At 64.4% G+C, this 26,563-nt stretch carries 28 protein-coding genes and 3 tRNA genes; 7 read left to right on the top strand and 24 right to left on the bottom strand.

Annotation, left to right across the window (positions count from 1 at the left end; translation table 11 throughout):
* Positions 1-23: 23 nt before the first annotated feature.
* The 7 genes from G6N27_RS20725 to G6N27_RS20695 all read right to left on the bottom strand — a co-directional run bounded on the left by G6N27_RS20725 (position 24) and on the right by G6N27_RS20695 (position 2,066).
* Positions 24-96 (bottom strand) — tRNA-Trp (locus G6N27_RS20725).
* A 135-nt stretch (positions 97-231) separates the two neighbouring features.
* On the bottom strand, positions 232-732 hold the full coding sequence (gene hadC, locus G6N27_RS20720; protein WP_163779673.1) for a (3R)-hydroxyacyl-ACP dehydratase subunit HadC: 501 nt from the start codon (positions 730-732) through the stop codon (positions 232-234).
* 2 nt (positions 733-734) lie between these two features.
* Positions 735-1,163, bottom strand: a complete 429-nt coding sequence (gene hadB / locus G6N27_RS20715; RefSeq protein ID WP_163779672.1) for a (3R)-hydroxyacyl-ACP dehydratase subunit HadB — start codon at positions 1,161-1,163, stop codon at positions 735-737.
* Positions 1,150-1,620, bottom strand: a complete 471-nt coding sequence (hadA, locus tag G6N27_RS20710) for a (3R)-hydroxyacyl-ACP dehydratase subunit HadA (protein ID WP_276045177.1) — start codon at positions 1,618-1,620, stop codon at positions 1,150-1,152. Before hadA ends, hadB begins: the two co-directional genes overlap by 14 nt.
* Positions 1,621-1,681: 61 nt before the next feature.
* Positions 1,682-1,849 carry a 50S ribosomal protein L33 gene (gene rpmG / locus G6N27_RS20705; protein WP_003898538.1) on the bottom strand — a complete coding sequence of 56 codons (168 nt, stop codon included), beginning with the start codon at positions 1,847-1,849 and terminating at the stop codon, positions 1,682-1,684.
* 35 nt (positions 1,850-1,884) lie between these two features.
* A tRNA-Met gene (locus G6N27_RS20700) sits at positions 1,885-1,958 on the bottom strand.
* Positions 1,959-1,993: 35 nt separating this feature from the next.
* A tRNA-Thr gene (locus tag G6N27_RS20695) sits at positions 1,994-2,066 on the bottom strand.
* 137 nt (positions 2,067-2,203) lie between these two features.
* Between G6N27_RS20695 and G6N27_RS20690 the strand changes: the two genes are divergently transcribed.
* The 3 genes from G6N27_RS20690 to G6N27_RS20680 all read left to right on the top strand — a co-directional run bounded on the left by G6N27_RS20690 (position 2,204) and on the right by G6N27_RS20680 (position 4,586).
* The gene (locus tag G6N27_RS20690; protein WP_163779670.1) at positions 2,204-2,929 is read left to right on the top strand and encodes an MBL fold metallo-hydrolase; all 726 of its coding nucleotides are present in this window, start codon (positions 2,204-2,206) and stop codon (positions 2,927-2,929) included.
* 66 nt (positions 2,930-2,995) lie between these two features.
* Positions 2,996-3,844, top strand: a complete 849-nt coding sequence (locus G6N27_RS20685) for a hypothetical protein (protein WP_179963314.1) — start codon at positions 2,996-2,998, stop codon at positions 3,842-3,844.
* Between the two features lie 46 nt (positions 3,845-3,890).
* Positions 3,891-4,586: a crotonase/enoyl-CoA hydratase family protein gene (locus G6N27_RS20680; protein ID WP_163779666.1), complete on the top strand. Its 696-nt coding sequence runs from the start codon at positions 3,891-3,893 to the stop codon at positions 4,584-4,586.
* A 4-nt stretch (positions 4,587-4,590) separates the two neighbouring features.
* Here the strand turns inward: G6N27_RS20680 and G6N27_RS20675 are convergent, their stop codons facing one another.
* The 3 genes from G6N27_RS20675 to cynS are packed head-to-tail and all read right to left on the bottom strand — an operon-like array spanning position 4,591 to position 7,453.
* A complete protein-coding gene (locus G6N27_RS20675; RefSeq protein ID WP_163779664.1) occupies positions 4,591-5,601 on the bottom strand; it encodes a patatin-like phospholipase family protein in 1,011 nt (336 codons plus the stop codon).
* Positions 5,598-6,944, bottom strand: coding sequence for a DUF2254 domain-containing protein (locus G6N27_RS20670; RefSeq protein ID WP_163779662.1), 1,347 nt, complete (start codon positions 6,942-6,944; stop codon positions 5,598-5,600). The genes G6N27_RS20675 and G6N27_RS20670 overlap by 4 nt, the downstream gene beginning before the upstream one ends.
* Before the next feature lie 53 nt (positions 6,945-6,997).
* Positions 6,998-7,453 (bottom strand): cyanase, encoded by a 456-nt coding sequence (gene cynS / locus G6N27_RS20665; protein WP_163779660.1) that lies wholly within the window; start codon positions 7,451-7,453, stop codon positions 6,998-7,000.
* Positions 7,454-7,797: 344 nt separating this feature from the next.
* On the opposite strand from cynS, the gene G6N27_RS20660 reads away from it, so the two are divergent.
* Positions 7,798-8,157, top strand: a complete 360-nt coding sequence (locus G6N27_RS20660; protein ID WP_163779657.1) for a hypothetical protein — start codon at positions 7,798-7,800, stop codon at positions 8,155-8,157.
* 2 nt (positions 8,158-8,159) lie between these two features.
* On the opposite strand, the gene G6N27_RS20655 is transcribed toward G6N27_RS20660, so the two are convergent.
* The 11 genes from G6N27_RS20655 to G6N27_RS20605 all read right to left on the bottom strand — a co-directional run bounded on the left by G6N27_RS20655 (position 8,160) and on the right by G6N27_RS20605 (position 20,404).
* Entirely contained in the window at positions 8,160-8,612 is a 453-nt protein-coding gene (locus tag G6N27_RS20655; protein WP_163779655.1) for a universal stress protein, read from the bottom strand.
* 427 nt (positions 8,613-9,039) lie between these two features.
* Positions 9,040-10,599 carry an MCE family protein gene (locus G6N27_RS20650; protein WP_163779653.1) on the bottom strand — a complete coding sequence of 520 codons (1,560 nt, stop codon included), beginning with the start codon at positions 10,597-10,599 and terminating at the stop codon, positions 9,040-9,042.
* Positions 10,593-11,735: a virulence factor Mce family protein gene (locus G6N27_RS20645; protein ID WP_163782098.1), complete on the bottom strand. Its 1,143-nt coding sequence runs from the start codon at positions 11,733-11,735 to the stop codon at positions 10,593-10,595. The genes G6N27_RS20650 and G6N27_RS20645 overlap by 7 nt, the downstream gene beginning before the upstream one ends.
* Positions 11,736-11,776: 41 nt before the next feature.
* Positions 11,777-13,381, bottom strand: a complete 1,605-nt coding sequence (locus tag G6N27_RS20640) for a virulence factor Mce family protein (RefSeq protein WP_163779651.1) — start codon at positions 13,379-13,381, stop codon at positions 11,777-11,779.
* Entirely contained in the window at positions 13,378-14,961 is a 1,584-nt protein-coding gene (locus G6N27_RS20635; RefSeq protein ID WP_163779650.1) for a virulence factor Mce family protein, read from the bottom strand. The genes G6N27_RS20640 and G6N27_RS20635 overlap by 4 nt, the downstream gene beginning before the upstream one ends.
* Positions 14,958-15,998: a virulence factor Mce family protein gene (locus tag G6N27_RS20630; RefSeq protein WP_163779648.1), complete on the bottom strand. Its 1,041-nt coding sequence runs from the start codon at positions 15,996-15,998 to the stop codon at positions 14,958-14,960. Before G6N27_RS20630 ends, G6N27_RS20635 begins: the two co-directional genes overlap by 4 nt.
* Complete coding sequence (locus tag G6N27_RS20625) at positions 15,995-17,302, bottom strand: MCE family protein (RefSeq protein ID WP_163779645.1); 1,308 nt, start codon at positions 17,300-17,302, stop codon at positions 15,995-15,997. Before G6N27_RS20625 ends, G6N27_RS20630 begins: the two co-directional genes overlap by 4 nt.
* A gap of 5 nt (positions 17,303-17,307) precedes the next feature.
* Positions 17,308-18,177 (bottom strand): MlaE family ABC transporter permease, encoded by an 870-nt coding sequence (locus G6N27_RS20620; RefSeq protein WP_163779643.1) that lies wholly within the window; start codon positions 18,175-18,177, stop codon positions 17,308-17,310.
* A 1-nt stretch (position 18,178) separates the two neighbouring features.
* Positions 18,179-18,973: an MlaE family ABC transporter permease gene (locus G6N27_RS20615; RefSeq protein WP_163779641.1), complete on the bottom strand. Its 795-nt coding sequence runs from the start codon at positions 18,971-18,973 to the stop codon at positions 18,179-18,181.
* A 275-nt stretch (positions 18,974-19,248) separates the two neighbouring features.
* Positions 19,249-19,920: a TetR/AcrR family transcriptional regulator gene (locus G6N27_RS20610; RefSeq protein WP_163779639.1), complete on the bottom strand. Its 672-nt coding sequence runs from the start codon at positions 19,918-19,920 to the stop codon at positions 19,249-19,251.
* 178 nt (positions 19,921-20,098) lie between these two features.
* The gene (locus G6N27_RS20605) at positions 20,099-20,404 is read right to left on the bottom strand and encodes a hypothetical protein (RefSeq protein ID WP_163779636.1); all 306 of its coding nucleotides are present in this window, start codon (positions 20,402-20,404) and stop codon (positions 20,099-20,101) included.
* Positions 20,405-20,712: 308 nt separating this feature from the next.
* Between G6N27_RS20605 and G6N27_RS20600 the strand changes: the two genes are divergently transcribed.
* Both G6N27_RS20600 and G6N27_RS20595 read left to right on the top strand, forming a co-directional pair.
* Positions 20,713-21,156 carry an SRPBCC family protein gene (locus tag G6N27_RS20600; protein ID WP_163779634.1) on the top strand — a complete coding sequence of 148 codons (444 nt, stop codon included), beginning with the start codon at positions 20,713-20,715 and terminating at the stop codon, positions 21,154-21,156.
* Positions 21,153-22,886, top strand: coding sequence for a sulfatase-like hydrolase/transferase (locus G6N27_RS20595; protein ID WP_163779632.1), 1,734 nt, complete (start codon positions 21,153-21,155; stop codon positions 22,884-22,886). The genes G6N27_RS20600 and G6N27_RS20595 overlap by 4 nt, the downstream gene beginning before the upstream one ends.
* Here the strand turns inward: G6N27_RS20595 and G6N27_RS20590 are convergent.
* Positions 22,883-23,428 (bottom strand): phospholipase D-like domain-containing protein, encoded by a 546-nt coding sequence (locus G6N27_RS20590; protein WP_163779631.1) that lies wholly within the window; start codon positions 23,426-23,428, stop codon positions 22,883-22,885. The genes G6N27_RS20595 and G6N27_RS20590 overlap by 4 nt on opposite strands.
* Positions 23,429-23,646: 218 nt before the next feature.
* Complete coding sequence (locus tag G6N27_RS20585; protein WP_163779629.1) at positions 23,647-25,206, bottom strand: B12-binding domain-containing radical SAM protein; 1,560 nt, start codon at positions 25,204-25,206, stop codon at positions 23,647-23,649.
* Positions 25,207-25,307: 101 nt separating this feature from the next.
* Here G6N27_RS20585 and G6N27_RS20580 point away from each other — a divergent pair, with 101 nt between their 5' ends.
* On the top strand, positions 25,308-26,198 hold the full coding sequence (locus G6N27_RS20580) for an SCO6745 family protein (RefSeq protein WP_163779627.1): 891 nt from the start codon (positions 25,308-25,310) through the stop codon (positions 26,196-26,198).
* On the opposite strand, the gene G6N27_RS20575 is transcribed toward G6N27_RS20580, so the two are convergent.
* On the bottom strand, positions 26,195-26,542 hold the full coding sequence (locus G6N27_RS20575; RefSeq protein WP_163779625.1) for a VOC family protein: 348 nt from the start codon (positions 26,540-26,542) through the stop codon (positions 26,195-26,197). The genes G6N27_RS20580 and G6N27_RS20575 overlap by 4 nt on opposite strands.
* Between the last annotated feature and the right edge of the window lie 21 nt (positions 26,543-26,563).

The following is a 26,563-nucleotide window of genomic DNA, read 5'->3' as shown; positions in this document are numbered from 1 at the left end:
CACCTTCCAGTGTCCACCATCAGCAGGGGCGACAGGACTTGAACCTGCAACCTGCGGTTTTGGAGACCGCTGCTCTGCCAGTTGAGCTACGCCCCTTCGCTGGTTGGCAGGCCAACCTGCGCGTGCCGGGGCTTCATTGACGCGCGCACTCTCCAACTTCGAAGGAAAACACGCTGGTAATGGGAAAACCCCGAGGTCCGAGTGTACAACGGAGAAAGTCTCAGGTACTAATCACGCCGTCCTGACGATCTGCCCCGACTCCTTGTCCCATTTGAGATTGATCGAGTTGTCGCCCTCGTGGCCCATCACCGTGGTGTAGGACTCCATTACGAGTTCGCCCTGCTGGTTGATCAACGTGTTTCTGGTGACGACGATGTCGGCGCCGAAGCGCTCGACGACGGACTCGATTTCCATCCGGGCATGCAGCACGTCTCCCGCGAGGATCGGCTTGTGGAAGACGAAGCGTTGGTCGACCTGAACCATCTGCAACGTTTCGTAGCCGGTGTCGACCTTCCGCATGAAGTCCGCCTGGACCAGCTTCCCGAGGATGGTGACGAATGTCGGCGGCGCGACGATGCCGTCATACCCGAGTTCGGCGGCCGCCCCCTCTTCCAGACAGGCCGGATCCTCGGCCTTGACCGACCTGGCGAATTCGCGCACTTTTTCCCGGCCGACCTCGTAGCTGTCCGGGTAGTCCCAGACCATGCCCAGGATGTCGGTGTTGATCGCCACCGTTACGCCAACTTCGCCGAAGCAATCGCTCGGCCGAAGATCTTCTTACCGTCGGTGGTGGCCGTCAGCGCGATCGTCACCGACTTGCTCTCCGGGTCGACGGACTTCACCTTGCCGCTGAACACGATCTCGGCGCCCTTGCCGTCGTTGGGCACCGGTACCACCGCGGTGAACCGCACGTTGTACTCGGTGACCGCCCCGGGATCGCCGACCCACGAGGTGACGAAGCCGCCGCCCAGGCCCATGGTCAACATCCCATGAGCGATCACGGTGTCCAGCCCGACAACCTTGGCGATCTCGTCATCCCAGTGAATCGGGTTGAGGTCTCCCGACACGCCCGCGTAGTTGACCAGGTCTTGCCGGGTCAGCGGGTAGATCTTCTCCGGAAGCTGGTCACCCACCTTCACCGAATCGAACTCACGCAGTGGCATGCTTGAAGCCCTCTTCTCCCTCTTCGGCACGACCCGCCAGGGTCGTGTAAGTCTCCTGTAGGACCTCACCCATCTCGTTGGTGATGGTCTGCTTCGTCATGATGATGTCGGTCCCGTGCGCGCGCCGAACCGATTCGATCTCCACGTCGCAGTACAGGCGATCGCCCACCACGATCGGCGCGAAAAACTTCAGCGCCTGGTCGACCTGAACGACCTGGGCGTCGTGGGTCTCGATATTGGCCCACTCGAAAAATGCCGCGACAGCTTTGTATCCGAACACCGAGATGAAGGTCAGTGGAGCGGTCAGGCCGGCGTAACCCAGCTCCGCGGCCGCCTTTTCTTCGAAGAACACCGGATCATCGTTCTTGACCGCGACGGCGTACTCCCGGATCTTCTCCCGCTCCACAATGTAGTGGTCGGGGTACCGGAACCGCTTTCCGATGACGTTTTGACCCAACGACGACACAGCTCTGGAACCTACCTAGTCAGACTGATGAATATTTGCTCGCGGGAAGTCGCTAGCGCGTCTCGCGGTGAGCTTGGTGCTTGCCGCAGTTCGGGCAGAACTTCTTCAGCTCGAGCCGGTCGGGGTCGTTGCGGCGGTTCTTCTTGGTGATGTAGTTGCGGTGTTTACACACCTCGCACGCCAAGGTGATCTTGGGCCGTACGTCTGTACTGGAGGCCACGTCAGTTCTCTTTTCCGGTGGTCGTTGTTCTCTTGTAGCGATGGCCGGACTCGAACCGGCGACCTAACGATTATGAGTCGTTCGCTCTAACCGACTGAGCTACACCGCCTCGCTGCGCGCTGCCCAACTGCTCGGCGTCCGCCGAGCCCCCTAACGGAATCGAACCGTTGACCTTTTCCTTACCATGGAAACGCTCTACCGACTGAGCTAAGGGGGCCTCACCCGTAGCGACCAATTGGGTCACGCCTCGGGCCTAAAAGAGGGTACAGCCTGGTCTGCTAGCGCACCAAACGATGAGGTTTCACCAGGATTGCCGGGCCCACTCGGCGCCGGGCTCCGGTCTACGCTGAGCGGGTGTCTGACTTCTCTTCTGGGGACCGGCTGTACTTCCGCCAACTGCTCTCTGGACGCGACTTCGCCCAAGGCGACGGGATCGCAGCGCAGATGCGCAACTTCGCGTATCTGATCGGCGACCGGCAAACCGGTGACTGCGTCGTGGTCGACCCGGCCTACGCGGCCGGCGACCTGGTCGACGCGCTCGAGGCCGACGGGATGCACCTGTCCGGCGTGCTGGTCACCCACCACCACCCCGACCACGTCGGCGGCTCGATGATGGGCTTCGAGCTCAAGGGGCTGGCCGAGTTGCTCGAACGAGTCAGCGTCCCGGTCCACGTCAATTCGCAAGAAGCGCTTTATGTCTCGCGGATCACCGGGATCCCGATGAGTGATCTCACTTCGCATGAGAACGGTGACAAGGTCAGCGTCGGCGCCATCGACATCGAGTTGCTGCATACCCCCGGGCACACGCCGGGTAGCCAGTGCTTTCTGCTCGACGGCCGGTTGGTTGCCGGCGACACCCTGTTCCTGGAGGGCTGCGGGCGCACCGACTTTCCCGGCGGCGATTCCGACGAAATATTCCGCAGTCTGCAAAAGCTGGCAAAGCTTCCGGGCGATCCGACGGTATTTCCGGGTCATTGGTATTCGGCTGAGCCGAGTGCGTCACTATCGGAGGTGAAGCGGTCGAATTACGTCTATCGAGTGGCTAACCTTGACCAGTGGCGAACGCTGATGGGTGGGTAATCATGCGCGGACAAGCGCTCCAGCGAATTCTCGCGCGCGCGTAAGCGCCGCGATTTAACCAAGGGGATGGGTTCTTCGATGGAGTGGATCCAGGAACGTTGGCACCAGGTGGCGCACGCCGGGTCAGGCGCCTGGCTCGCGTGGGCCGTCTGGGCCCTGCTCGCGCTCGGAGTGATCGCACTGCTCTATATCGGTCAGCAAAATCGGCGTAATCGTCGGCTGGCCGCCGACGAAACCCGGCCCCACGTCGGAATGTTCATGGAGCCGCACGCCGCGGATTGGCATGTGATCGAGTTGGTCGTCCGGAATTTCGGCAAGACTCCGGCCTACGACATCTCGTTCACGTTTCCGCACCCACCGACCGTCGCCGAATACGAAAACGCCACCGACGGTTATGCCGACGTCGTCGAATTGCAGCTGCCCAAGCAGGTGCCAACCTTGGCGCCCGGCCAGGAGTGGCGCACGGTGTGGGATTCTGCGCTGGACCGCAGCGAGCTCGGTGAGGGCATCGAGTCGCGCTTCCCGGGCACCGTGACCTACTACGACCGCTCCGAGACGCCGCGAGGGTGGAAGTTCTGGCGCAGCCGCCGAGCCGCATTGGAGACCAAGGTGGTGCTGGACTGGGCGTCACTACCGCCGGTGCAGCGCATCGAGTTGATGACGAACCACGACCTGGCGAAGCGGGAAAAGCAGAAGCTCGAGCTGCTGCGCAGCCTGCTGACCTATTTTCACTACGCCTCCAAGGAGACTCGGCCCGACGTGTTCCGCGGCGAGATCGAGCGGATCAACCGTGCCGTCGACGAGACCAAGGATCGCTGGCGGACCCGCCAGATCGAGGCGCCGCCGACCGATGTCAGCCTGCGCTGGGGCAACGCCGAGGAAGAACTCGGCAGGCATCACGGCGAGCGGGTCTGAGTACGCCGCTCCCATCGGCGCATTGCCGGTCTGATTGAATTCCCCCATGAGCGGACCGGTCAGCTATCGCCTCGACGAGTCCATCGCGTTCATCACCATGGACGACGGCAAGGTCAACGTCCTCGGGCCGACGATGCAGCAGGCCCTCAACGAGGCGCTCGACCACGCCGACCGCGACGGTGCCGGTGCGGTCGTGATCGCGGGAAACCACCGGGTTTTCAGTGGCGGGTTCGACCTGAAGGTCCTGACGTCCGGCGACGTCCAGCCCGCGATCGACATGCTCAAGGGCGGTTTCGAGCTGTCGTACCGGCTGTTGTCCTACCCGAAGCCGGTGGTGATGGCGTGCACCGGCCCCGCCATTGCGATGGGCGCTTTCCTGCTGGCCAGTGGAGATCACCGAATCGCGGCTCACGCCACCAGCATTCAGGCCAACGAGGTCGCGATCGGTATGACGATCCCGTACGCGGCGCTGGAAGTGATGAAGCTGCGACTGACGCGGTCGGCCTACCAGCAGGCGGCCGGGCTGGCGAAGATGTTCTTCGGCGAGACGGCGGTCGCTGCCGGCTGGCTCGACGAAATCGTATTGCCTGACATGGTTCTCAGCCGCGCCGAAGAGGCCGCTCGGGAATTTCTCACGCTCAAGCAGCACGCCCATCTGGGAACCAAACTGCGCACCCGGGCCGACGCGCTGGCGGGCATTCGCGCCGGAATCGACAATATGGCAGCCGAATTCGAGATCTAGCCGCTCAGGCGACCGGCCGCCGGAAGTGCTCGAGATAGCTTTGCCAGCTCCACCGAGACAAGAAGTCGATCGCCGCGTTGTAGCCGTTCTGGTACAGCTCCTGCATCTGTCTGGCGCCGATGTTGAAGTCGAGAAAACCGACCTTCGACGAGTCGACGCGGATGGCGCGCGAGTCGACCCATGGCTGATTCAGATACGTCTGATCGCGGCCGACGATCATCGTGGTGATCAACGCCTCGATCAGCGGCGGGCCACCGAAGAGCCAATTCACCGGCCCCAGAACCGGAATCACTTTGTCGTTGCCCTGCGGAAGGTTGGGCAGCAACGTCACTCCGAATGTGGGCCAGCGCGGCAGTTTGCCGTCCCGCCGGTCGAAGGAGTCGATCGGGAAGTTCGACAGCATCCCGCCGTCGACCAGTGTGGACGTCAAGCCCGCGGCGCTCGTCAACTTCGTGGTCCTGAAAAAGAATGGAATCGACATCGAGGCCCGGACCGCGTCGGCAACCTGCTGCTCGTCGGGGTCCAGCCCATAGAGCCGGTCGTAGTCCCACGGCAGGCGGACCATCTGCCCGGTGGTCACGTCCGCTGCGGTCACGACCAGCCGGTAGCGCTGTTCGCGCGGCAGGTGCGGGGCGTCGATGGCGAGGTCGCCGAAGGTGTGCACACCGAGGTTGGCCAGCTGTGAACGGATCCACTCGTGAGCGAAATCGCCTTTGTAGATCCCGGTTTCGCTCAACACTCCCCACGCCGGGCCGACCAGCGGGATGGCGGTGATACGAGTGGGGTCGAGGAATTTGCGGTAGGGCAGCGTCATGGTCAGCTGCTCGACCTCTTCGGGCCCCAGCTTGTCGGCGCCGGCCGCCAGGATCGCACCGACGATCGAGCCGGCCGACGTGCCGGAGACTCGCTGGATCCCATATCCGGCTTCCAGCAGCGCGACGGCAGCGCCGGCCAGGCCAATGCCCTTGACGCCACCACCGGAGAGGACCAGGTCTGCTTTCAGTGCGGGAGTCACGCCCGAACTGTAGCCGCTGGACCGACCAGCGCCATGACCGCCTCGAACCGCTGTGTGACGTCCGCCCGGTCGGAGGCATCGGCGACCGAGGCCAGATTCGACCGCTGGATCGCTTCGGCCTGGCGGATCAGCGCGGTCCGGGACGCCCGGTCGGGGACCTGTTCGATGACCTTGGCCACCGCATCGAGCTGCCGAATCATGATGGCGGGCATGCCGACTGCCGCCTGCCGGATCGTATCGAAGGTACGCTCCACCAGCCGGACGAAGTCGGGCTGGAAAGCGATGACCCGGATGTTGCCCTCGGCGTCGCGGCGGACTCGGTGCGGATGCCAGATTGGCGCGATTCGGCACAGGCAGTCGGCGATCCAGTCGACGCACGTCATCCCGGTGAAGGTGTCGTTGACCGCCGGCGACAATGCCCGCAAGGCGATCTCGACCAATTGGTCGAATCCGAATGAAACATCTTGCGGAAGCGTGCGATACGCGCCCGCAACGTGGCCGAGCGCCAGCCGCTCGGCCACGGCGTCGGCGGCCTCCGGCGGCCAGACCCGCGCGATCACCTGGCCCGCGACCATGAAATGCCCAGGGCGGTGCGGTAACTGGACGACGGCGTCGGCCGCCGTAGCGATCTTCACCAGGATGTCGTGCCGGATCACCTGGAGGTAGCCACTGCGCGGCGTGCGGATCTCGGCACCGGACTCGGCCAGGTTGTTCAGCAATTCCTCGTGCGAAGGTCCGCGCGCCGCGCCGAACCCGAACTCGCTGTACCGCTCCATCGCGGTGACCTCGTTGACCAATGTGGTGGCGATGCCGGCGATCACCACCGGCAGCTGAATCATCGTGGCGATGTGGTTGAGGAAGTAGATCAGCACCGCGACGTCGAACAACGTGAGCACCAGGGTCACCGTGATCGACAAGTGCGGAACGAAATCGCCGTGCGGTCCGCCGCCCACCGAGACCAGGGCGACCATCGCGTAGCAGAAACTTGCCACGAATGTGCCCAACGCCAACTGGGTTCCGGGGTCCCGCACGAAGTTGCGCAACATCCGCGGACCGAACTGCGTCGACGCCAGCGTCAGCGCGACGATCGTGATCGAGAAGACGATGCCGACCACCGTGATGATTGCCGCGGCAACGGTGGCCAGCAGCACCCGTGCAACGTCGGCGGTGCCGCTGAGAACCCACGGGGGCAGCGTGACCACGCCGTCGTACGCCGAGCGGTCGACCGTGTAGGTGATGACGAAGAGCACGACCACGACGACGGTTTCGGCGACCGGGACGAGCCAGAGATTGGTCCGCAGCGCCTCGCGTCGCCAATCGGCCTCGAAGTAGGGACCACGCATCTAGCAAAAGCTAAGCGTGCGCGGCCCTCGGCGCTGGTTTCTTGACGATTTATTTACGAATCTGCCGAAACCCAATCGTAGGGAAGAAATTTGCCGTCGAACGTCACGACCACCCGGTCACCGCTCGGATGAGATTTCTTCTGCAGGTCGACGCTGAAGTTGATCGCGCTCATGATGCCGTCGCCGAAGTTCTCGTGGATGAGCTCTTTGAGCGCCCCGCCGTAGACCTGCAAAGCCTCGTAGAAGCGGTAGATGGTCGGATCGGTGGGCACCGCCGTGGGCAGCCCACCGCGCATCGGCGGGGCGGCCAGCACCGCGATTGCGGACTCGTCGAGTCCCAACATGTCGACGAACACCTTGCCGATGTCGGCGGGGATCGGGTGCTGGCCGAGCAGCGCCGACGTTGTCCACACCACCGGCCGGCCTACCGCGTCGGCCAATTCCTGCCAGGTCAGGCCTTTGGTGAGGCGGGCGAGGACGATCTGTTCAGTGATCTCGTTGCGCGTCATGGGTATAAGGATGAGCCCTGGCGGCCTGTCTGGACCAACGACCGTTCTCGATTTCGTGGCCACCCGCGATATCAGTCGACCTTTGGCTGGTGAGAGGCGGCGATCAAGTGACTTTGGACTCTCGCCGCCGACAGCCCCGGCGCGAAAACATCACACACGATCAGTGAGTCGTCCGCCGGGGAAGAGAACGTATTACCAAGCCCAGCCGCCAATTGGCCGCGACGGTCGTACTTGTGGCGGCCATCGCGACCCTGTCGGCGTGGGCGCACCACAGCGTGTCCACCGCGCATCCGGCCCGGCCGAGCACTGGGACGCGGTCGGCGAGCGCGTCAGCCCATCCCCCGATGCGCGCCTGGCTCAACGAGGCCGAGCCGTCGATCAATGCGCTTTTCATCGCGGGCGACAACATCGTCACTGCCGCGACCCCACCCGAGATCGCGAATGCCTGCCACGCCGCCGCCGGCGTGATCGCACGCGCGCAGCACGACCTGACCAGTCCGGACGTAGCACTCAACAGCGTTCTGCGACAGGCGATTACCGATTATCAAGCGGGTATCCGAGACTGCATCTCGGCAACCCGCCGCGGGGACACCGTAGACACCGGCTACGTCAACCAAGCCATCACCGATTTGCAGAATGCGGTCGAGGTGCTCGAAGGTGACCTCTCCCGCGATGCGCGTCAGCCGGAGAAACTGACGGTCTAGCGTCAGGCAGAGGTGCGAACGATCAGCACATCGACCTTGGCCCGGTTCGCGACGGCTCCGGGGATGGAGAACACTCGCCCGACGATCGCGGATCGGGCGTCCAGCCCGACATTTCCGACCACCAGAAGATCAGCTCCGACTTCCTCGGCCAGGTCGACGAGCGCATGCACCGGACTGTCTTTGATCGGCCGGTCCTCGATGTTCTTCGCGCCGGCCGCCTTCGCCCGGTCGTGTGCGTCGTGCAACGCCGCATAGATCGGCGCATTGCCGCGCACCTTGTAGCCCTCTTGCCCGAGCGTGTCGGCGGCGCGCAGATCGTCGGGCGACGGAAAGTAGCCCGTCGCGATCACCAACTTTGCGTCCGAGTCGGCCGCGATCGTGGCGGCACGGTCCACCGCGCGCAGTGAAGACTCCGAGCCGTCGGTGCCGACCACCACTGTTCGATAGGTCGTCATGTGCCCTCCACAGCGTCGTTGTTGGTGGTAGAAGCGGGATTACGCTGTCCGGCGAGGCTCGTCCCTGGCGGCTGACTCAATGCGGGCGACCAGCTCGCCGCGCCGGACGACGTCAATTGTCTCTCCGGCCGCAACCCGGTCAAAACACCGCCCAGCACGTGTCCGCAGCTCGTCGAGCCCAACGACCCACCCGCCGGCCGCGGTGGCTTTCATCGACCGCTCAGGGATCGGCGCCACCCGCGCCACCAGCTTGCCGCGCCGCACGACGTCGATTGTCTCCCCGGCGCCGACTCGATCGAGATACCCACATGCGTGACTCCGGAGTTGGCCTAGGCCAATCACTTCCCGCATCTCGCTCCGATCTCTGCGCTGCGCGTCCGGCCCAGTATATGACTGTACGTGCGGTCAGTGTCAACAAACACGAGACTCAGCCGGCCGGCGCCAGCATGTCCTTCCACCCGTTGTCTCCGGTCTTTCGAGAATCTTCGATCGTGTATTTGGCGCCGTCGGGTCCTACCAGTTCACCGCTCTGTGGGCTGTAGACGGCCGTGGGCGGTCCGCCAGGGGTGTACACGCAGGGGTTCGGCTGTTGACCGTTGCACTGCACGCTCCCCGCTCCCGGCCGCTGCAACGGATCGCTGACGGGAGGCGGCGTCTGTCCCCCCGGCGGCAGCCGGTCGGCGGGCGCCGGGTTGAGGCCGGTGTTGATCGACGGCGCGGGTATCACGAAGCCCGGTTTCACCGCCTGGTCGCAGCGCCCCCCGGGGGCCGGGCAGTTCAAGATCTGGTTGGGGTCGCCGTACCACGGGTTCGTGCCCAGTGGAACGTACGGTTTTGGGTCGCGGCACTCCCGCGGCGTCGCAGCGCGTTTACCGGGAACATCGACACACGGAATGTTGCGCGCCCCGCGCACATTGTTACCTGAAGCGTCTTGTGGGACTTTGCAATACGTCCCGGACGGCAGCGGCGCCAGGCTGCTGTCCGCCGGCGACCGCCACTGGGGCGCCGGGAGAAAGCCGGTCATACACGGCGGAGGCTGGTTGATCGTCAGCGCGGTGTCCAGCGATGCGTAGCCCGGGAACGCCACTGTTGCCGTCTGAGCGGCCGCAGCGTTTTGCGGCAGGAATACCAGCAGTTGCTCGACGCCCTTGTGGTAGCGCTTGAGCATGTCCAGCACGATCTCGAGATTCGCGAACGTCTGCGGAAGCGACTCGCGGACATCGCTGAACACCGAGTTGACCTGATCGGCAGTCGGTGCCCCTTGGCTGAGGATGCTTTGCACGTGCTGGTCGTTTTCCGCGGTCTGCGCGAACAGGACATCGAGATTGTGCGACCAGCGCCGAATCGCGTCGCCCGAGTTGACCTGGCTGTCCAGGATCGGTGCGGAGTTTTCGATGATGTCGTTGATATCGGAGATGTTCGTCTTGAAGTCACCGGCGATCGCCTGGGTCGCGTCGACGAGACGTTGCAGCGCGGGCCCCAGCCCGCCGACCGCTTCGGACGTCTCATCGAGCAGCTCCGCGATCTTTTCTTTGGGCAGCGCGGCCAGCCCGCGGTTGGCGGCGTCCAGCGTCGGCCCGATCTCAACGGGCACAGTGGTTTTGGTGATCGTCTGGCCCGGCGAGAAGTATCTGCTCTGCTTGCCTTCCGACACCAGATCCACGTATTGCTCACCGACCGCCGACACCGAATGCACGTTCGCCGACGCGTCGATCGGGATCTTGAACCGGTCCGCGATACTCATGGTCGCCTGCACACCCGACTCGGTCGGCTCCACGCTGGTGACCTTGCCGATGGTCTCACCGCGGTATGTCACGTTCGACGTCTTGTACAGACCTCCCGACGTCTGTAGGTCGAGCTTCAGCGTGTACTGGCCGATCCCCACCGCAGTGGGAATCCGAAGGTAGTACCAGCCCAAGGCAATTGCCGTGACCACGCTCAGCATCGTGAAGAGAATGAGCTGACGCCAGACGAAGCGGGTCAGCATTGCCTGTCCGCCCGTTCGACCAGCGGCCCGCCGGGGACGTCATTCGGATTCGGCGTGTACCGGACGTCGGGAATCATCGTCTCGGGGTCACGGCCGTACGACTGCTCCAGTGCGCGCAGCGCTCCAGAGAATCCGGTTCCGGTGAGTACCGCGTTGTCGACAGCGCTGAGGGTCAGGTCGAGCGTCAGCGAGAGGTTGAAGTAGTCCCCGCGGAACGACTTCGGCACGGCGTCCAGATCGAACGGCTGGACGAGGATCAGCTTGAGTGCGCGGATCAAATACTGTGAGGCACGACCGAGTTCCCGCAACGGGCACTGCAGCGCCAGCAGGTCCTGATGAAGGTCGCCCCGCGACGCGGACAGGTATTGTTCGGCAACTTCACTGAGTCGTCCAATCGCGTCGACCGCATTAATCAAGAGGTTCTGTTTGTCGGCGAAATGCTTGATCAGTGGCGGGAATTCGGTCAGCACCCGTTCCAGAACGTCCGAGCGGGAAGCCACATAGGCTAGCAGCCGGTTGGTGGAGTCGATGGCGTGGGTGATGTCACCGCGTTGCTCGTCGATTCGGGCGGTGAAGGTATCCAGCTTGCCGAGGAAAGCACGGATCTGCTCGGCTCGCCCGTTCACGACGTTGTAGATCTCGTTCTGCAACGATTCGAGGTTCGGGATGCCGCCGCCGCGCAGGATCAGTGCGAGACTGGCCAGCGTCTGCTCCGTCGAGGGGTAAGCGGACGAATTCTGCAGCCGGATGGTGTCGCCGTTCTTCAATCGCGTCGGGGACGGGTTGGGTGGCGCGGCCAGCTCCACGTGCTGAGAACCCAGCAGGCTTGTCTGCCCGATCTTGGCGGTCGCGTTGCTGGGTAATTTGACGCTCTTGTCCAGACTCAGCCTCAGCGTGGCGACCCAGTTCTTGAGCGTGATCCCGCGCACCGTGCCGACGAAGACATCGGCCACCCGCACTCGGCTGTTGTCGTTGAGGGCCAGCGTGTCGGGCATCTGCACGTAGACGATGTAGGAGCCGGGTCCGCTGCCCGGGCCGCCGGGCATCGACACATTCGCGATCCCGTGCCAGCTCGCGCACGAGCTGAGCACAAGCCCGGCCACCAGCAGCGACAACCCCTGCCGGGCCCGGCACATCAGTCGCTTGTTCCTCGCGCGGATCGCGCTCGTCACGCGCCTCACGAGCCCGGCCCTGTCGAAGCGCCCGCCTCAGCGGGCAGCGGTGGACCGGGTAGCGTCGGCCCGGACAACGGCGCCGGCGTCGGCGCGACGGGACCGGGAATCACCTCGGGCCCCGGCGGCGGCGGTGGTATCGGCGCCGGATTGCCGGGTACGCCGATGAAGGGCGCCGGGCCGGGCTCCTCGTTGTAGGCGTTCGGCGGTCCCGGTGGGGTTTGCAGGTTTGATTGAACCGGTGCGATGTCGGGGCCGCCCATGAGTTCGGCCAGCGAGTCGGGGGTCAGCAGCCCCGCCGTGATCGGCCCCACCTTCACGCCCTGCATGCCCGGCGCGGTGATCCAGCCGTGCTGAGTGTTCTTGTGGGACAACGGTGTATCGGGCACCCAGATCCCGGGGACCGTGGTGTCCTTGTACCCGTTCGGCGGGTGCAGCCGGTCCTCGGAATAGGCGACCTCCTTGGGCAGCACCTCGGAGGTGCTGAATGCGTTGAGCCCGAACGGTAAGTAGTTGAACTTGATCGCATCGAGAATCGGTGCCAGGTACTGCGCACACAGTTCGGCGGATTCTTGGTAGCCGAGCCGGCTGCCGGCCTGAATCATGCTGCACATGAACTGCATCGGGTTGGTGAAGTTCGGGATCGCCGGAATGGACATCACCGCGCCGTGCGACGGGTGGTAGATCTCGCTGAGGTTCGCGCTCAGGGTCGGCAGGACGTGCAGACCGGTTTCCAAACCGTTGAGCGGCTCGGGCTGCACCAGCGTGGTGGTCACGTCGGCGAGGTTGTTGATGTCGTGTGTCAGCACCTCGCGGTTCTTGTCGAGGAACGGGCGAACTGTCGTGAGCAGACCGTCGAACTGCTGTATTGCGTTGGCCAGCTCCTGATCTGAGTTGGTCAGGTTGTCGGTGAACTGCGCCAGGTTGGTGTTCAACGCGACGAACTGCTTGTCATCTTTGTGCAGGGCGTTGACGAACATCGCCAGGCTGCGCGCCACCGCGAAGAAGTCGCCGCGGCCCTTGTTCAGCGTGGTCAGCGCCCCCGACAGGCTGTTCAGCGTGGTGTTGATCTGCTTGCCCTTGCCAGCCAGCCCGTCGGCGTAGGACTCGATGACTTCGCCGAACGGTCCCTTGGGCTGCTCGGGCGTCGGGCCGAGTTTGTTGATGATATTGGCGACGCTGCCGCGAAGTTGGTCCCACTCCGTCGGCACCTGAGTGCGTTCGATCGGGATCACCGCGTTGTCGGCCATCACCGGACCGTCTTTGTAGGGCGGCTCCAACTGAATGTTCCGCGACGCCACCAGGGTTGGGTTGAGGATCACCGCCGATGCGTTGGCGGGCACCTTGTACTTGTTGGCGTAGTGGAAGGTGACCTTCATCTTGTCGCCGGCCGGCTCGACGTCGTCGACGGTACCCACCCGAACGCCCATTATCTCGACCCGGTCACCGGAATACAGGGCGTTGGCGGCCGGGAAGTACGCCACCACAGTGTTATTCGTGGCTTTGTTGTATAGCTGAAACCCGACGAACGCGAGGATGAGCGCCAGCACAACGGCGAGCGCGCCGATGATCACCGATGCCTTAGGCCGCTTAAACGAGATGCCGCTCAATTCTGGTTACCTCCCGTCACGCCGCTGCCGCCGGCTCCACCTGTGTTGCCGATGAACGGTGCCGGCAGCTGCCCCCCGGGTCCCGGTGGGGCCGGGGGTCCGGGTGGCCATGCTGCTGGTGGGGGTGCCGCCGCGGGATTCGCCGGAGCGGGACCCGGTAGCGGTCCGAGTGGCTCGGTGCGCGCCCCGGGCGGTCCCGGCGCCATCGGCACCGGGGTGCCAGGTACGTCGGGTTGCACCTGCCCGGGTCGCCCGGCGATCGGGATTCCCGGTGTCGGCGGCAGACCGTTGGGGTTCGGCGGCGAGGAGGCAACGTTGGGTAACGCCGGATACGGCCCATTCGGTCCGAACGGCCCCACGTTTTGGTCGATACCCGCGCACGGCATCGGGTTGCCCGGGCGCGGCAACAACTCCGGCGGCGGCGCATAAGAGCACGGCGATCCCGGCGCTACAGCGGGCTCCGGGTGGTCCGGGGTGCCCTCGAGCACCGGTGGCGCGGGCGGCGGCGCACCGTTGGAGAACCGGGTGCCGTTGGGGTCGGGGAACTTGAACGCCGGCAAACCCGCACTGCGCCAGAAGTCCTCGGGGTCGATACCGCGCTTCTTGAACGCGGCGTCCACCCAGGGCTGCAGGATCCAGTACGGCAGCAGATTGGACAGGACGATCTTGAAATACGGTCCCGACGAGACGGTTTCACCCAGCGACGCCGCGAATTGGCCGACATACTTGAGGCTTTGAGCCAGATCGTCCTTGCGTGCCACCAGCACGTCGCTGATCGAGCGCAACTGCTCCAGCACGGTATTCAGATTCGGGTTGTCGTTGATGAGGTTTTTCACCTGAGCCGAAAAAGCGGACACGTTGCTCAGCAGCGCGTCGATGGCTCGTCCACGTTCGTTGAACGCGGCCAGCAGTGTCTTCGCGTTGACCAGCAGCCGGTTGATCTGTGCGCTGCGGTCACCGAGCACGCTGGCCACCTTGTCGGCCTGCGCCAGCAGATGGGTGATCTCCTCGTCGCGTTTGCCGATGGTGTCGGAGAATCTGGCCAGCCCGTCGAGGGCGGGGCTCAGATGCGAATACGTCTGATTGACCGTCTGTGACAACACATTCAGTGATTGCTTGACGGTGTCGATGTTCCAGCCCGCCGCGGCCTTGGTGATATCAGTATTCGCGTCGTAGAGCTGATACGGGATGGTGCTTTGACTCAGCGGTAACACACCCCCGGGCCGCAGCGCCTGGCTTCCCCGCGGCTCGATCTCGAGCACCTTCTTGCCCAGGATGGTGTCGGTCTTGATCGCCAGCCGGCTCTCGGTGCCTATGGTGTTGCCGCCGGTCGAGAACTCGATCACCACATGATCGCCGTCGATCTTGAGCCCCTCGACCTTGCCGACGACCACGCCGGTGATGCGGACCTTGTTACCTTTGTTCAGCTGGCCGGTGTTGGCGAACTGCCCGTAATATTTGGGCTGGGCGAAAAGCATTGGGGCACTGGTGAAGCTTTGGCCCACGACGACGACCAGCGTCAAGATGAGGGTGCCCATGAATCCGATCCGCACCCGGTTGGAAGGCTGCAGCGACCTCATTGCGGCGTGCACCTCCCCGTGGGCTGCTGCCAGAGCCTGACCGTGCGCGTCGGCCCGCCCGATTGGAGCCCGTTCCACTTGATGGTGAGGTCGCAGAGGTAGAAGTTCACCCAGTCCCCGTAGAGGCCGATGCTGCGCCCGATCAGGTTGAACGCGGTTGGCGTCTTGTGGATCAGGTCGCCGAGTTGGTCACTCTGGTCGACGAGCGGTTGCTGAAGACCCTGCAGGTAGCCAATCTCCTTGTGCAGCAGAGCGCGGTTGTCGCCCAACAGGTCTGCGACCGTGCCGGCGGCGTTGCTGATATTCGCGGTGCCGGCTGCCAGCGGATCGGCATGGTTCTTCAGCCCAGTGATCAGTCTTTCGAAATTGTCGACGGTCTGGTCGAACTCCTGCCGGTGCTTGGCCGTGATGTCCAGCACGGTGTTGAGGTTCTTGACCACCTCGCCGATCGCCTGGTCACGTTCGGCGATCTCACTGGTCGCCTCCGCGGTCTGGTCGAGGATGTCGTTGATGGTGCCGCCCTGACCCTGAAAGACCGTGATGATGGCCGACGCGATGGTGTTGACCTTCTCCGGATCGAGCGCACGGAACAGCGGCTTGAAACCGCCCAGCAGAGCGTCGAGATCCAGCGCCGGTGACGTGTGCGACAGCGGAATGAATCCGCCCGGCGGCAGTACCCGGTCAGCGCCCTCACCCTCGCCACGGTTGAGTTCGACATAGCGGTCACCGACCAGGCCGAGATAGCGGATCTCCGCGGTCGTCGACTGATAGAGCGGCACCGCGCGGTCGACGCTGAAGTCGACCCGCACCCGATGGCCGTCATCGACCAGCTTGATTTTTTTGACCTTGCCGATCTCGACACCGGAGGCGCGGACGAACTGGCCCTCGCGCAGCCCGCTGCCATTGCTGAACTCCGCCGAGTAGCCGTTGGTGCTGTTGAAGCGCATCTGACCGAACACCACGACGATCATCACGGTGAGGAACAGCAGCACCACCGAGATGATGCCGAGTTTGATTGCGGTGCCGGTGATTTTCATGGGTTGATCGTTTGATCCCCCATTTGGCGGCCCCAGACATACTCGACCGCCCACGGTGAGCCGACTTCGATGTGGTTGTAGGGCGCGAGACTGGCGCCGGTGTCCATCACCAGCATGGGCGCCGGCCACAGATCACGGGTAATGGGCTGCCAGCAACCCGGCGCTCCTCCCGGGCCGCCGCGGGCGTTCACCCGGGGCAGATTGTCCGGATAGACATAGGGATTGGGCGCCCCGCCGACCAGTCCGGCCACCCCGAGAAGTCCCGCCGTGCCAATTACGCCGGCCAACCCGGGGAGCGTCAGGATGCCTCCCAATCCAGACATCAGCTCGGTCATGGTTCTCAGCGCGTAGCCGTTGCCGCCGCCGACCGTCTGGTAGGCGGCGGGTTCGGCGTCGTGGTAATTGCGTATGGTGCAAAAGATCTCGGGACTGTAGGTGTCGAGCAGCTGGGCGGTGGGCAACAGATCGGCGACCCCCCGCTGAAAGTACGGCCCGCCGCGCCGGAAGATCTCTTCGCCGGTGTTGCCCAACCCGGTCCCGGCCAACAACGCGGCATCCAGGTCGGCTTCCTGCCGGTGCAGCGTGCGCGCCGTGATCACCGCATTTTTCAGAGAGTCGAACAGATCCGGTGCGGCGCTGGCGTAGGTGTCACCGAGCGCTGCCAGCTGCTGAAAATCGTGTCGGATCTGCGGCATCCGCGGATTGACGTCGTCGAGGATGGCGTTGCCGTTGACGATCGACTGCCCGAACTTGTCGCCCAGCCCGGTCAATGCCTGCGCGGCCGCGGCCAGCGTCAGGTTCAGCTTGACCGGATCCACCTTCTCCGCGATCGAGGTGAGGGTTTCGAACAACGTGTTGAACTCCGTCGTCACCGACCTGGCATCAATCACATGCTGTGGCGAAATACGCTGCGGAGTCGGGTGTTTCGGCGACGTCAACGACACATACTTGTTGCCGAAAACCGTGGTCCCCGCGATATTGGCATCCACATTGGAGGGAATCAGGCTGATGTACTTCGGTTTGACATCCAAGACGAACTGGGCCGCCGGCGTTCCGTCACGCTGGATCTCCGAAATGCTGGCCACCCGACCGACTTCCACCCCGTTGTAGGTGACCTTCGACCCCGGATCCATCACCAAACCCGACCGGGCAGCCACCATCGTCAAGGGCGTCTTCGGCGTGAACTCTCCCCGGAACTGCAGCCAAAAGACCGCCAAGCCAAGCGCATTGATCAACAAGAACACCAGAGCCCTGGTCTTGTACCGCGGGATACGGGGCGGGTTGATCTTTCCTGTCGGCGGCATGGCGGCTACACCGTGAGGTTGAAGTTGGGGTTTTTGCCGTAGACCGCCATCGCGGTCAGGACCACCACGACGACGATCGTGATCAGCGACAACCGCATCGACCGACCGACCGCTTCACCGACGCCGACCGGCCCGCCGCTGGCGGTGTAGCCGTAGTAGCAGTGGGTGGTCATCACGACCACCGCGACGAGGATGACCTCGGCGAACGACCAGCCAACGTCGTTGAGTCGCAGGAACGTGTGGAAGTAGTGGTTGTAGGTGCCGACGGATTGCCCATACAACAACGTGGTGGTGAACTGCGCGGACACGAAGGCCAGGGTGATCGCCAATGCGTACAGCGGGATGATGACGACGAAACCCGAGATCACCCGGGTGGACGCCAGGAAGGCGATCGACCTGATGCTCATCACTTCCAGCGCGTCGATCTCCTCGCTGATGCGCATGGCGCCCAGTTCGGCGGTAGCGCCGGCGCCGACCGTGGCGGCCAGCGCCTGACCGCAGGCCACCGGCGCCACAAATCGCACGTTGACCATCGCGGCCAGAAAGCCGGTGAACGCCTCGACGCCGATGTTGCCCAGCGACGCGAAGCCCTGGATGGCGACCAGTGAGCCCGCCGACAGGGTGATGAATCCGACGATCGCCGAGGTGCCGCCCGCGACGGCCATCGCGCCGGTGCCCATCCCCATCTGGGCGACCATCCGCAACACCTCTTTGGGGTAGCGGCGAACTGCGAACGGGATCAGCGCGAATGCAGTCATCGCAAACGAGACCATCTGTCCGATCTCGACGAGCACCTTCGCCGGGGCGCGGCCGTAGCGGTCGAGGACGCGGCCCGTTCGGAAGAGTCGGGCGAACGGTAGGACGGCCGTCGACATGTCAGCGCCCCGTCCCGAACCGGACACCGATGGTCGTCATCACGGCGTTCACCGCGAACAGCGCGATGAAACACAGCACCACGGTCTCGTTGACGGCAGTGCCCAGACCTTTGGACCCGCCGCGGGCAATCAGCCCGCGGTAACAGCCGACCAGCCCGGCGATCAGCCCGAAGATTGCGGCCTTGACGAGCGCGATGATCACCTCGGGCAGGCCGGTGAGCACCGTGAGCGTGGAGAGGTAGGCGCCGCTGGAGACGTTCTGTAGGTACACGCTGAACAAGTAGCCGCCCGTCAGGCCGACGGCGATGACCAGGCCGTTGAGCAGCACGGCGACCACTGTCGAGGCGACCACGCGGGGCACCACCAGTCGGTGGATCGGGTCGATGCCAAGCACCTCCATCGCATCGACCTCCTCGCGAATGGTGCGAGCGCCGAGGTCGGCGCAGATCGCGGTGGCCCCGGCACCGGCGACCACCAGCACCGTGACGATAGGGCCGAGTTGGGTGACCGCGGCGATCCCCGCGCCGGCGCCGGAGACGTCGGCGGCGCCGAACTCGGCCAGCAGGACGTTGAGCGTGAAGATCAGCAGCACCGTCTCCGGAATCGACACCGCGATGGTGGGCAGCAACGACACCCGCATGAGAAACCAGCCGTTCCAAATGAACTCGCGCCACTCGAACGGCTTCAGCAGGGCTTTGCCGGTCAGCGCGCACATCCGGAAGAAGCCGCCGACCACTTCGGCACCGGGCCGCAGCTGGTTGCCGATCTTGCTGGCGATCACGTTCGAGGTCGTCATCCCCGGGTTATCGCATCCGTCACGCAGTCACTATGGCATTCGACCGTCCGTACAGTCAATAAGGTAAGAATTAGCTCGAGAATCGAACGCCAGGCAACCGACGCTGCGCTGAAATTGCAGTTCAACGGCCGTTTAGGTCGATTTGGCGTGGCCGGCGAGAATCGCGGCTACGCGAATGGACCGACTATACGTACAGTCACGAGCTGCCGCGACCTGAAGCGTTCGGCGAATCGGTTACAGCTCAGTTGCGCCAGGCGTTTCCGCAGCCGCGAGGGTCAGTTCGTGGCGCCCGTTGCGGTGGCCAGGCATTGCCGAACGACGGAGACGACGTCGGCGGACGGGTCCGCCCACTTGCTGAGCTCGAGGCGGTCGAGCAGCAGCCCGCCGAGGAACACGTCGACGAATGCGGCGCCGACGTCTTCCGGAGTCCGCGGGCCGGCAGGGTCGAACCACACCCACAGCGACTGCAGCGATCCCCACAGCTGCAGTGCCGCCAGCTCGACGTCGACGTTCCGGAACACGCCGCTGTCCACGCCGTTGCGTATCTCGTCAATTGTCAATGCCTGCAACTGATCACGCAGCTTCTGCACCTGCTGCATCGATGGGTCGTCGGACAACTGCACGACCTCCCGCTGGCTTGCCACCGTCGCATCGCGGTCGATCACGTGCAGCAGCGTGGAGGTGTAGATGATCGCGACGATGCGCTCCTGCGGCGCGGCCAGCCGGTCCCACGCCGTCCGCAGGACATCGAGTTGACGGCTCAGGTGGGTCTCTTCCAGCTCCCGCAACATCTGCGATTTGGTGCCGAAGTGGTGGACGATGGTGCCCTTGGACATGCCCAGTTCGTCGGCGATATCCCCGATATTCGTCCGGTCGTAGCCGCGCTCGGCGACATAGCGGACGAATGCGTCGAGAATCTCGCTGCGCCTGCCGGGCGATCTGGGCATCTCAAACCTTCGGACTAAACTAACCGTACGAACGGTCTATCATAACTTCGGCGACGTGAATATCCCCAGACCGATGCGGCCATTGCTCGCGCAGATCCGGCAGCGTCAGTTCGGTGACAGGCGGCGTGAATCGACACGGAAGCCTGAACTCGCCGGGCCTCCGCCGGCTCAGCGGGGCCTACAGCGCCCTGCGACCACTGAACCCATCCGGCGCAGTCAAGACGTACATGTTCGCGCCGGGGACCGCTCTGATGTCACCGGTGGTGTACATGGTCATGAGTTCTCTGCCATCGCTGTCGGCGACGCACACATAGGTGTCGGACTCAGCGTCGTAATGGAAGCTGTCCCAAGCTAATACGAATGCCAAGCAGTTACCGTCGCGGTCCGTGATGACGAGCTTGTGGGCACCCGACTCCTTGAGGACCTTGGCGTCCTGAGTGCAGTGCTGTTGAGCGCCGTCCTGGACCGGCACGCTTTTTAACATCGTTCACTCCTTTGACATTGATTAGTTCGATCCGCTACCTCCGTTGAGTGCCGCGGTGTGCGGATCGACTAGGAGGGCGTTGCGCAACCGGCTTGATACCGGACGGTGTAGACGTCGGCCAGCACGCACCGCGACGCCCCGACTCATCCCAGCTATCGCGGCATTCATCATGGTCGTCTCACCTGGTCAGCGGCTAGTCACTGAAGTTTGCCAGCTGCCGGCTTGGATCGGATCAAAGTCGCGAAAGCAGTGACTTTGGTCCCCGATCTTCTCAATAACCGCACGCGTCGACCGCGTACGGTAATGCGGTGGCCGACATCGAGCGCAGCCGCACCATCGCGGCCGACCCGAAACACGTGTGGGATGTCCTCGCGGACTTCGGTGCAATCAGCTCATGGGCGGACAACATCGACCACTCGTGCATCCTTTCTGAGGCCAGCGAGCCGGTCGGCACTACGCGGCGAGTGCAGATCGGCCGCAACGCCCTGGTGGAGACCATCACCGAGTTCGACGAAACCCATGCACTCGCGTACGACGTCGAGGGCTTGCCGAAGCGCCTGCGCCGGTTCAACAATCGCTGGAGCCTGCAGCCGGCCGGCGACGGGGCAACGACCGTAACACTGACCAGCACGGTCGAGATCGGCTCTCGCCCAGTGCAAAAGCTCGCTGAACGCGCGGTGTGCCGCGTTCAGGTTCGGCAGTCCGACATCATGCTCGCCGGTCTTGCACGTCGATTGGAGAAGGCCTCGTGACTAGTCAGCCCGACATCATCGTCGTGATGACCGACGAGGAACGCGCGACACCACCCTACGAATCGCCCGAACTGCTCGCCTGGCGCGATCGAACGCTGCACGGCCGCAAGTGGTTTGACGAGCACGGCGTCAGCTTCACCCGGCACTACACCGGTTCGCTGGCCTGCGCGCCGAGTCGTCCCACCATCTTCACCGGCCACTACCCCGACCTGCATGGCGTCACCCAGACCGACGGGCTGGGCAAGATGCCCGACGACTCGCGGATGCGCTGGTTGCGTCCCGGCGAGGTGCCGACGATGGGCAATTGGTTTCGGGCCGCGGGATACGACACGCACTACGACGGCAAGTGGCACATCTCGCATGCCGACCTGCACGAGGCCAACGGTTCGGTGGTGGCCACCAACGACGCCCGCGGCGTTGTCGACCCCGCCGCGGTGCAACGCTATCTGGACGCCGATCCCCTTGGGCCGTTTGGCTTCTCAGGATGGGTCGGGCCGGAGCCGCACGGCGCGTTGTTGGGCAACTCCGGCGTGCGGCGTGACCCGCTGGTCGCCGACCGCGTCGTCACCTGGCTCATCGACCGCTACGCCGCCCGCCGCGCCGGCGACCCCGCAGCGCAGCGTCCGTTCCTGTTGGTGGCCAGCTTCGTCAACCCGCACGACATCGTGCTGTTCCCCGGCTGGGTGCGCCGCAGCCCGCTGAAGGCGTCACCGCTGGATCCGCCGCACGTGCCCGCGGCGCCGACCGCCGACGAGGATCTGGCGACCAAGCCGGCCGCGCAGATCGCGTTCCGGGAGGCATATGCCTCCGGGTACGGCCCCCCTGCGTTCGTCGACCGGGCGTACAAGCGCAACGCGCAGCGCTACCGCGACCTGTATTACCGGCTGCACGCCGAGGTGGACGGGCCGATCGACCGGGTCCGCCGCGCGGTCACCGAGGGCGGGTCGGACAACGCGGTCCTGGTGCGCACCTCCGATCACGGCGAGCTGCTCGGCGCGCACGGCGGGCTGCACCAGAAGTGGTTCAACCTCTACGACGAGGCGACCCGGGTGCCGTTCGTGATCGCCCGCATCGGTGCGCAGGCGACGTCGCCACGCGTCGTCACGGCGCCGACGTCGCACGTCGACTTGCTGCCCACGCTGCTGGCCGCCGCCGGTGTGGACGTCACCGCGACCGCCGCTCAGCTCAGCGAGAGCTTCACCGAGGTGCATCCGCTGCCGGGCCGCGACCTGACGCCGGTCGTGGGCGGCGCGGCGGCCGATGACGGCCGGGCTGTCTATCTGATGACCCGCGACAACATCCTCGAGGGCGACACCGGCGCCTCAGGTGTAGCGCGACGTCTCGGACGGACGTCGAATCCGCCTGGGCCGCTGCGCATCCGGATTCCCGCCTACGTGGCGTCCAACTTCGAAGGCCTGGTGGCCCGCGTCGACGGCCGGCTGTGGAAGCTGGTGCGCACCTTCGACGATCCGGCGACCTGGACCGAACCGGGCGTGCGTCACCTCGCGGCCAACGGGCTGGGCGGCGAGGCGTACCGGATGAGCCCGCTCGACGACCAGTGGGAGCTCTACGACCTCAATAGCGATCCGGCCGAGGCCGACAACCGGTGGACCGATCCCGGCTTGCACGAGCTACGGCAGGAACTGCGGGCGCAGTTGAAGCAGGCGCGGGCGAACTCGATACCCGAGCGAAATCAGCCGTGGCCGTATGTGTCTCGGCGGCCGAGTTAGGTCTTGGCCGCGGCCATCTGCTTGAGCATGCTGTCGTGGATGATGTCGATGCGAGAGCGGGCTTCGGCGGCCACGTAGGGATCGCGGATCACGGTCAGCTGATTGTCCTGTTTGGATTCGCCGCCGCTGGACCAGTTGGTCGACCCGGTGATGATGTCGACACCGTCGACGATCACCATCTTCAAGTGCATGATCGCCGACTTCTCGCTGTGGCCGATCGCGATGCTGTTGCCGATCTTGTGGTTGAGCCACGGTGCCAGTAGCTGATGCTCGGCCTTGCCCGCGGCCTGGCTGGAGTCGAGACTCATTTGCACATACAGCTTTTCGTCGTTCAACGCCGACAACAGCACCGAGTGCAGCTCGGGATCGTCGTAGCCGTACATCGCGACGACGATGCTCTTGTTGGCTGATTCCAAGAGGTCCTTGAGGGCGTCGTGCACCTGGTCGACCGGGCTGTAGAACGTGCGGATGGTGTCGGGATAGCCGGGCGGAAACGGCGCGGCTTTGTGCTTGTCCAGTGCGGTCAGCGAATCCAGTGCCATCGCGATTGCTCCTTACTGATCGGTCACACCCGGGACTTTAGTCGTCCCTGCGGTCACACCAGCCACCTGAGCACCAGAGAGTCGGGGGCCAAATGATCTTGGAAACGCAGGCGCCGGTGATATCACCCGGGCGCTGATATCGCATACGCGTTCAATTCGTAGAAGCAACTAGTCCTCCAGCTGGTGGCTGAAGGGGCTGGTGAGATCGCCGAAGCTCGCTAGAACGTGTTGATCAGCTGGTGTTTTTCGGCCATCTGCCGAGACATGGTGTAGTGGTGGTAGTGCATCGCGCACTTGATCACGCAGATGAACAACAGACTCGGATCGGGCCTTCGACGCAGCATGGTGGCCATCCGACGCCGATAGATCCGGCGTAATTTCGGGTCGGGCACGTTCTTCATCAGCCGCAGGAACAGGCCGGTGGCCAGCACGGCATCGACCGACTGCGACTTCAGCTTCCGCCACGGGTGTTTGCGCCAGTAGGCGTTGCGGGCGCGTGCCCAATCGAATTTCCTTGTGAGGAACAGGTTCTCGAGCCGCTCGAAGTAGAAGTCGGGATCGTAGAGTTCCTTCATCAGGTCGACGTACCCGTCGCGCAACTCTTCACGCGTCATGCCGAGCGGAATGACGTTGGTGCCGAACGGTTGTTCGTCGTCGAGGTCGAGGCGGCCCTCGTTCTTCAACCGGGCGTGCAGCGGCGTCTTCGGGATCGCCGAGAGCATGCCGACCATGGCGTGCATGATGTCGGTCTGGCGCAGGAACTCGTGCTGGGCCTTGAAGATCCGGGTGTCGTCGTGGTCGAAGCCGACGATCATGCCGCACCAGACTTCGATGCCGGCGTCCTGCACTGTGCGGACGCGGTCGACAATCGACCCGGTCTTCTTGACGTTCTGATATTTCTTCGTCTCGCGCAGCGATTCTTCGTTGGGGCTTTCGATGCCGATGAAGACGGTCACGATGTTGGCGGCGTCCATCAACTGGATCAGTTCTTCGTCTTCGGCGAGGTTGAGCGACGCCTCGGTGAAGAACGTGAAGGGATATCCCTCGGCGACTTGCCACGCGGCGAGCTCGCGCAGCAGCTCCTTGACCGCGGCCTTGTTGCCGATCAGGTTGTCGTCGACGATGAACGCGATTTTCAGGTGTTGCTTGCGCATCGCTTCCAGCTCGGCGATCACCTGCGCGCTCGTCTTCAGCCGTGGCCGGCGACCGAAGGTGACGATGATGTCGCAGAATTCGCACTGGAACGGACAGCCGCGGCTGAACTGCACACTGCCGAACAGATAGTCCTTGGCCTTCAGCAGGTCGTAGCGCGGCACCGGCACCTGCGTCATGTCGGTCGGCTCGGCCTGCTGGTAGCGGTACTGATGTCGGCCCTCGGCCCATTCTTCGAGGAACTGTGGCCAGGTCGTTTCCGCTTCGCCGACGAAGATCGCGTCGGCGAGGCCGTCGAAGTAGTCTTCCTGCACGCTGACCCAGGGACCCCCGACGATCGTGAAGACGCCACGGGTTTTCAGTTCGCGCAGGATCTCGAGCATTCGGGCGCGCTGGACCGTCATGCCGGTGAGCCCCACGATGTCGGCCCGCGCCAAACGGTCGTAGTCGATCGGCTCAACGTTCTCGTCGACGATGGTCACGGAGTGGCCGGCGGGCGTCAACGCCGCGAGCAGCGGAAGGCAGGCGGTCGGTAGGTTGCATTTCTTACCAAGCAACGGAAGTGCGTGCTCAAGGCCCCAGTAGGACACCTGGAACCGAGGATTGATCAACACGATATCGGCCACAGGACTCCTTTCGGTGCCCCCCATGGACCGCTTAGCCGGAAACACATTTTCGCACGTAAAGAGATTGCGCGTAAGTACTGAAGTGTTCTAGCTTGGCGATCGTGCAGAGAGAACCTGGGCTGGCACGACGTTTCTTCGATCGGTTCGAGCCGGTGCACGGCGTGACATACTTCGCGCCGGAAGTCCGCGAGGCGCTGGACGGGCTGGGCTACAAGGGCTACTGGATGGGCTATTTCGCCGCGCGGTCGGCGCCGCTCGGTCCGGTGCCGCCCGAGGTGGTGACGGCCATCTTCTACAACTTCGCGCCCGAGCGGGTGGCCAAGGCGCTGCCCGCCGCGTGGGCGATCGCCGGTCCCGAGGACGCTTTGCGCGTCCGCCTGGAGACCGCGGTCGCGGTGCTGCGCCGGTACGGCATCGAGTCCGACGAAAATGTCACGACCGCCGCGGAATTGGCGGGCAAGGCGGCACGCACTGCTCCGCTGTGCGGGCGGCCGCTGTTCGCCGCGAATCGCTCGCTGCCCTGGCCGGACGAACCGCTTGCCGCGCTGTGGCAGGCCACCACGTTGCTGCGCGAGCATCGCGGCGATGTGCACACGGCGGTGCTCAGTGCCGCCGGTGTCACGGGTCGCGAATGCAACGTCTTGCATGCGGCCGCCGGTGGCATCCCGCGCGAGTACATCGCCCGCACCCGCGACTACGACGACGAGGCGTGGCACGAGCAGGAGCGGCGGCTTGCCGAGCGGGGTCTGCTCGACGGCGACGGGTCGATCACCGACACCGGGCGCGCACTCAAGGATGAGATCGAGGCCCGCACCGATGCTCTTGCCGTGTCGGTGCTCGACGCGCTCAGCGACGACGAGGTGGAGACGCTGTTCCAGGCGCTCACGCCGATCACCCGCGCGGTAGTCGAAGGCGGTGACGTGCCCGCGGTCACGCCGATGGCGTTGCGCCGCAACGAATTAGACGACGGCAGCGCGCATCTGACGTCTTAGCGCGCCAGCGGTTGGTAGAACACGATCCCGTTGCCTTTGTTGTCGTAGACGACGGCGCGGCGTTCGTGCGCGTCGTCGTAGGGGCCTTTCACGATGCCGCCGCCGCTGTCCTCGACGGCCTTCGCTGCGGCGTCGACGTCGTCGGTCTTGATCCCGACGACAACCTGCCCGGGGATCGGGTGGTCGACCGAGGTGGCCAGCGCGAGCGTGACCGGCCCGCCGTCCAGGGCGGCGAAGTGGGCGCCGTCGCGAAACTTCAGTGACATGCCCAGGGTCTCGCTATAGAACCGGATCGACTCGTCCAGGTCGTCGGTCGACAAGATGACCATCTTGACTTCAGTCATGATGCGGCCTGACGCCTGCTG

It is taken from the genome of Mycobacterium cookii, assembly GCF_010727945.1.
Lineage (GTDB): Bacteria > Actinomycetota > Actinomycetes > Mycobacteriales > Mycobacteriaceae > Mycobacterium > Mycobacterium cookii.
Note: the sequence above shows the minus strand (reverse complement) of the source record. Positions and strands in the feature narration are given on the sequence as shown.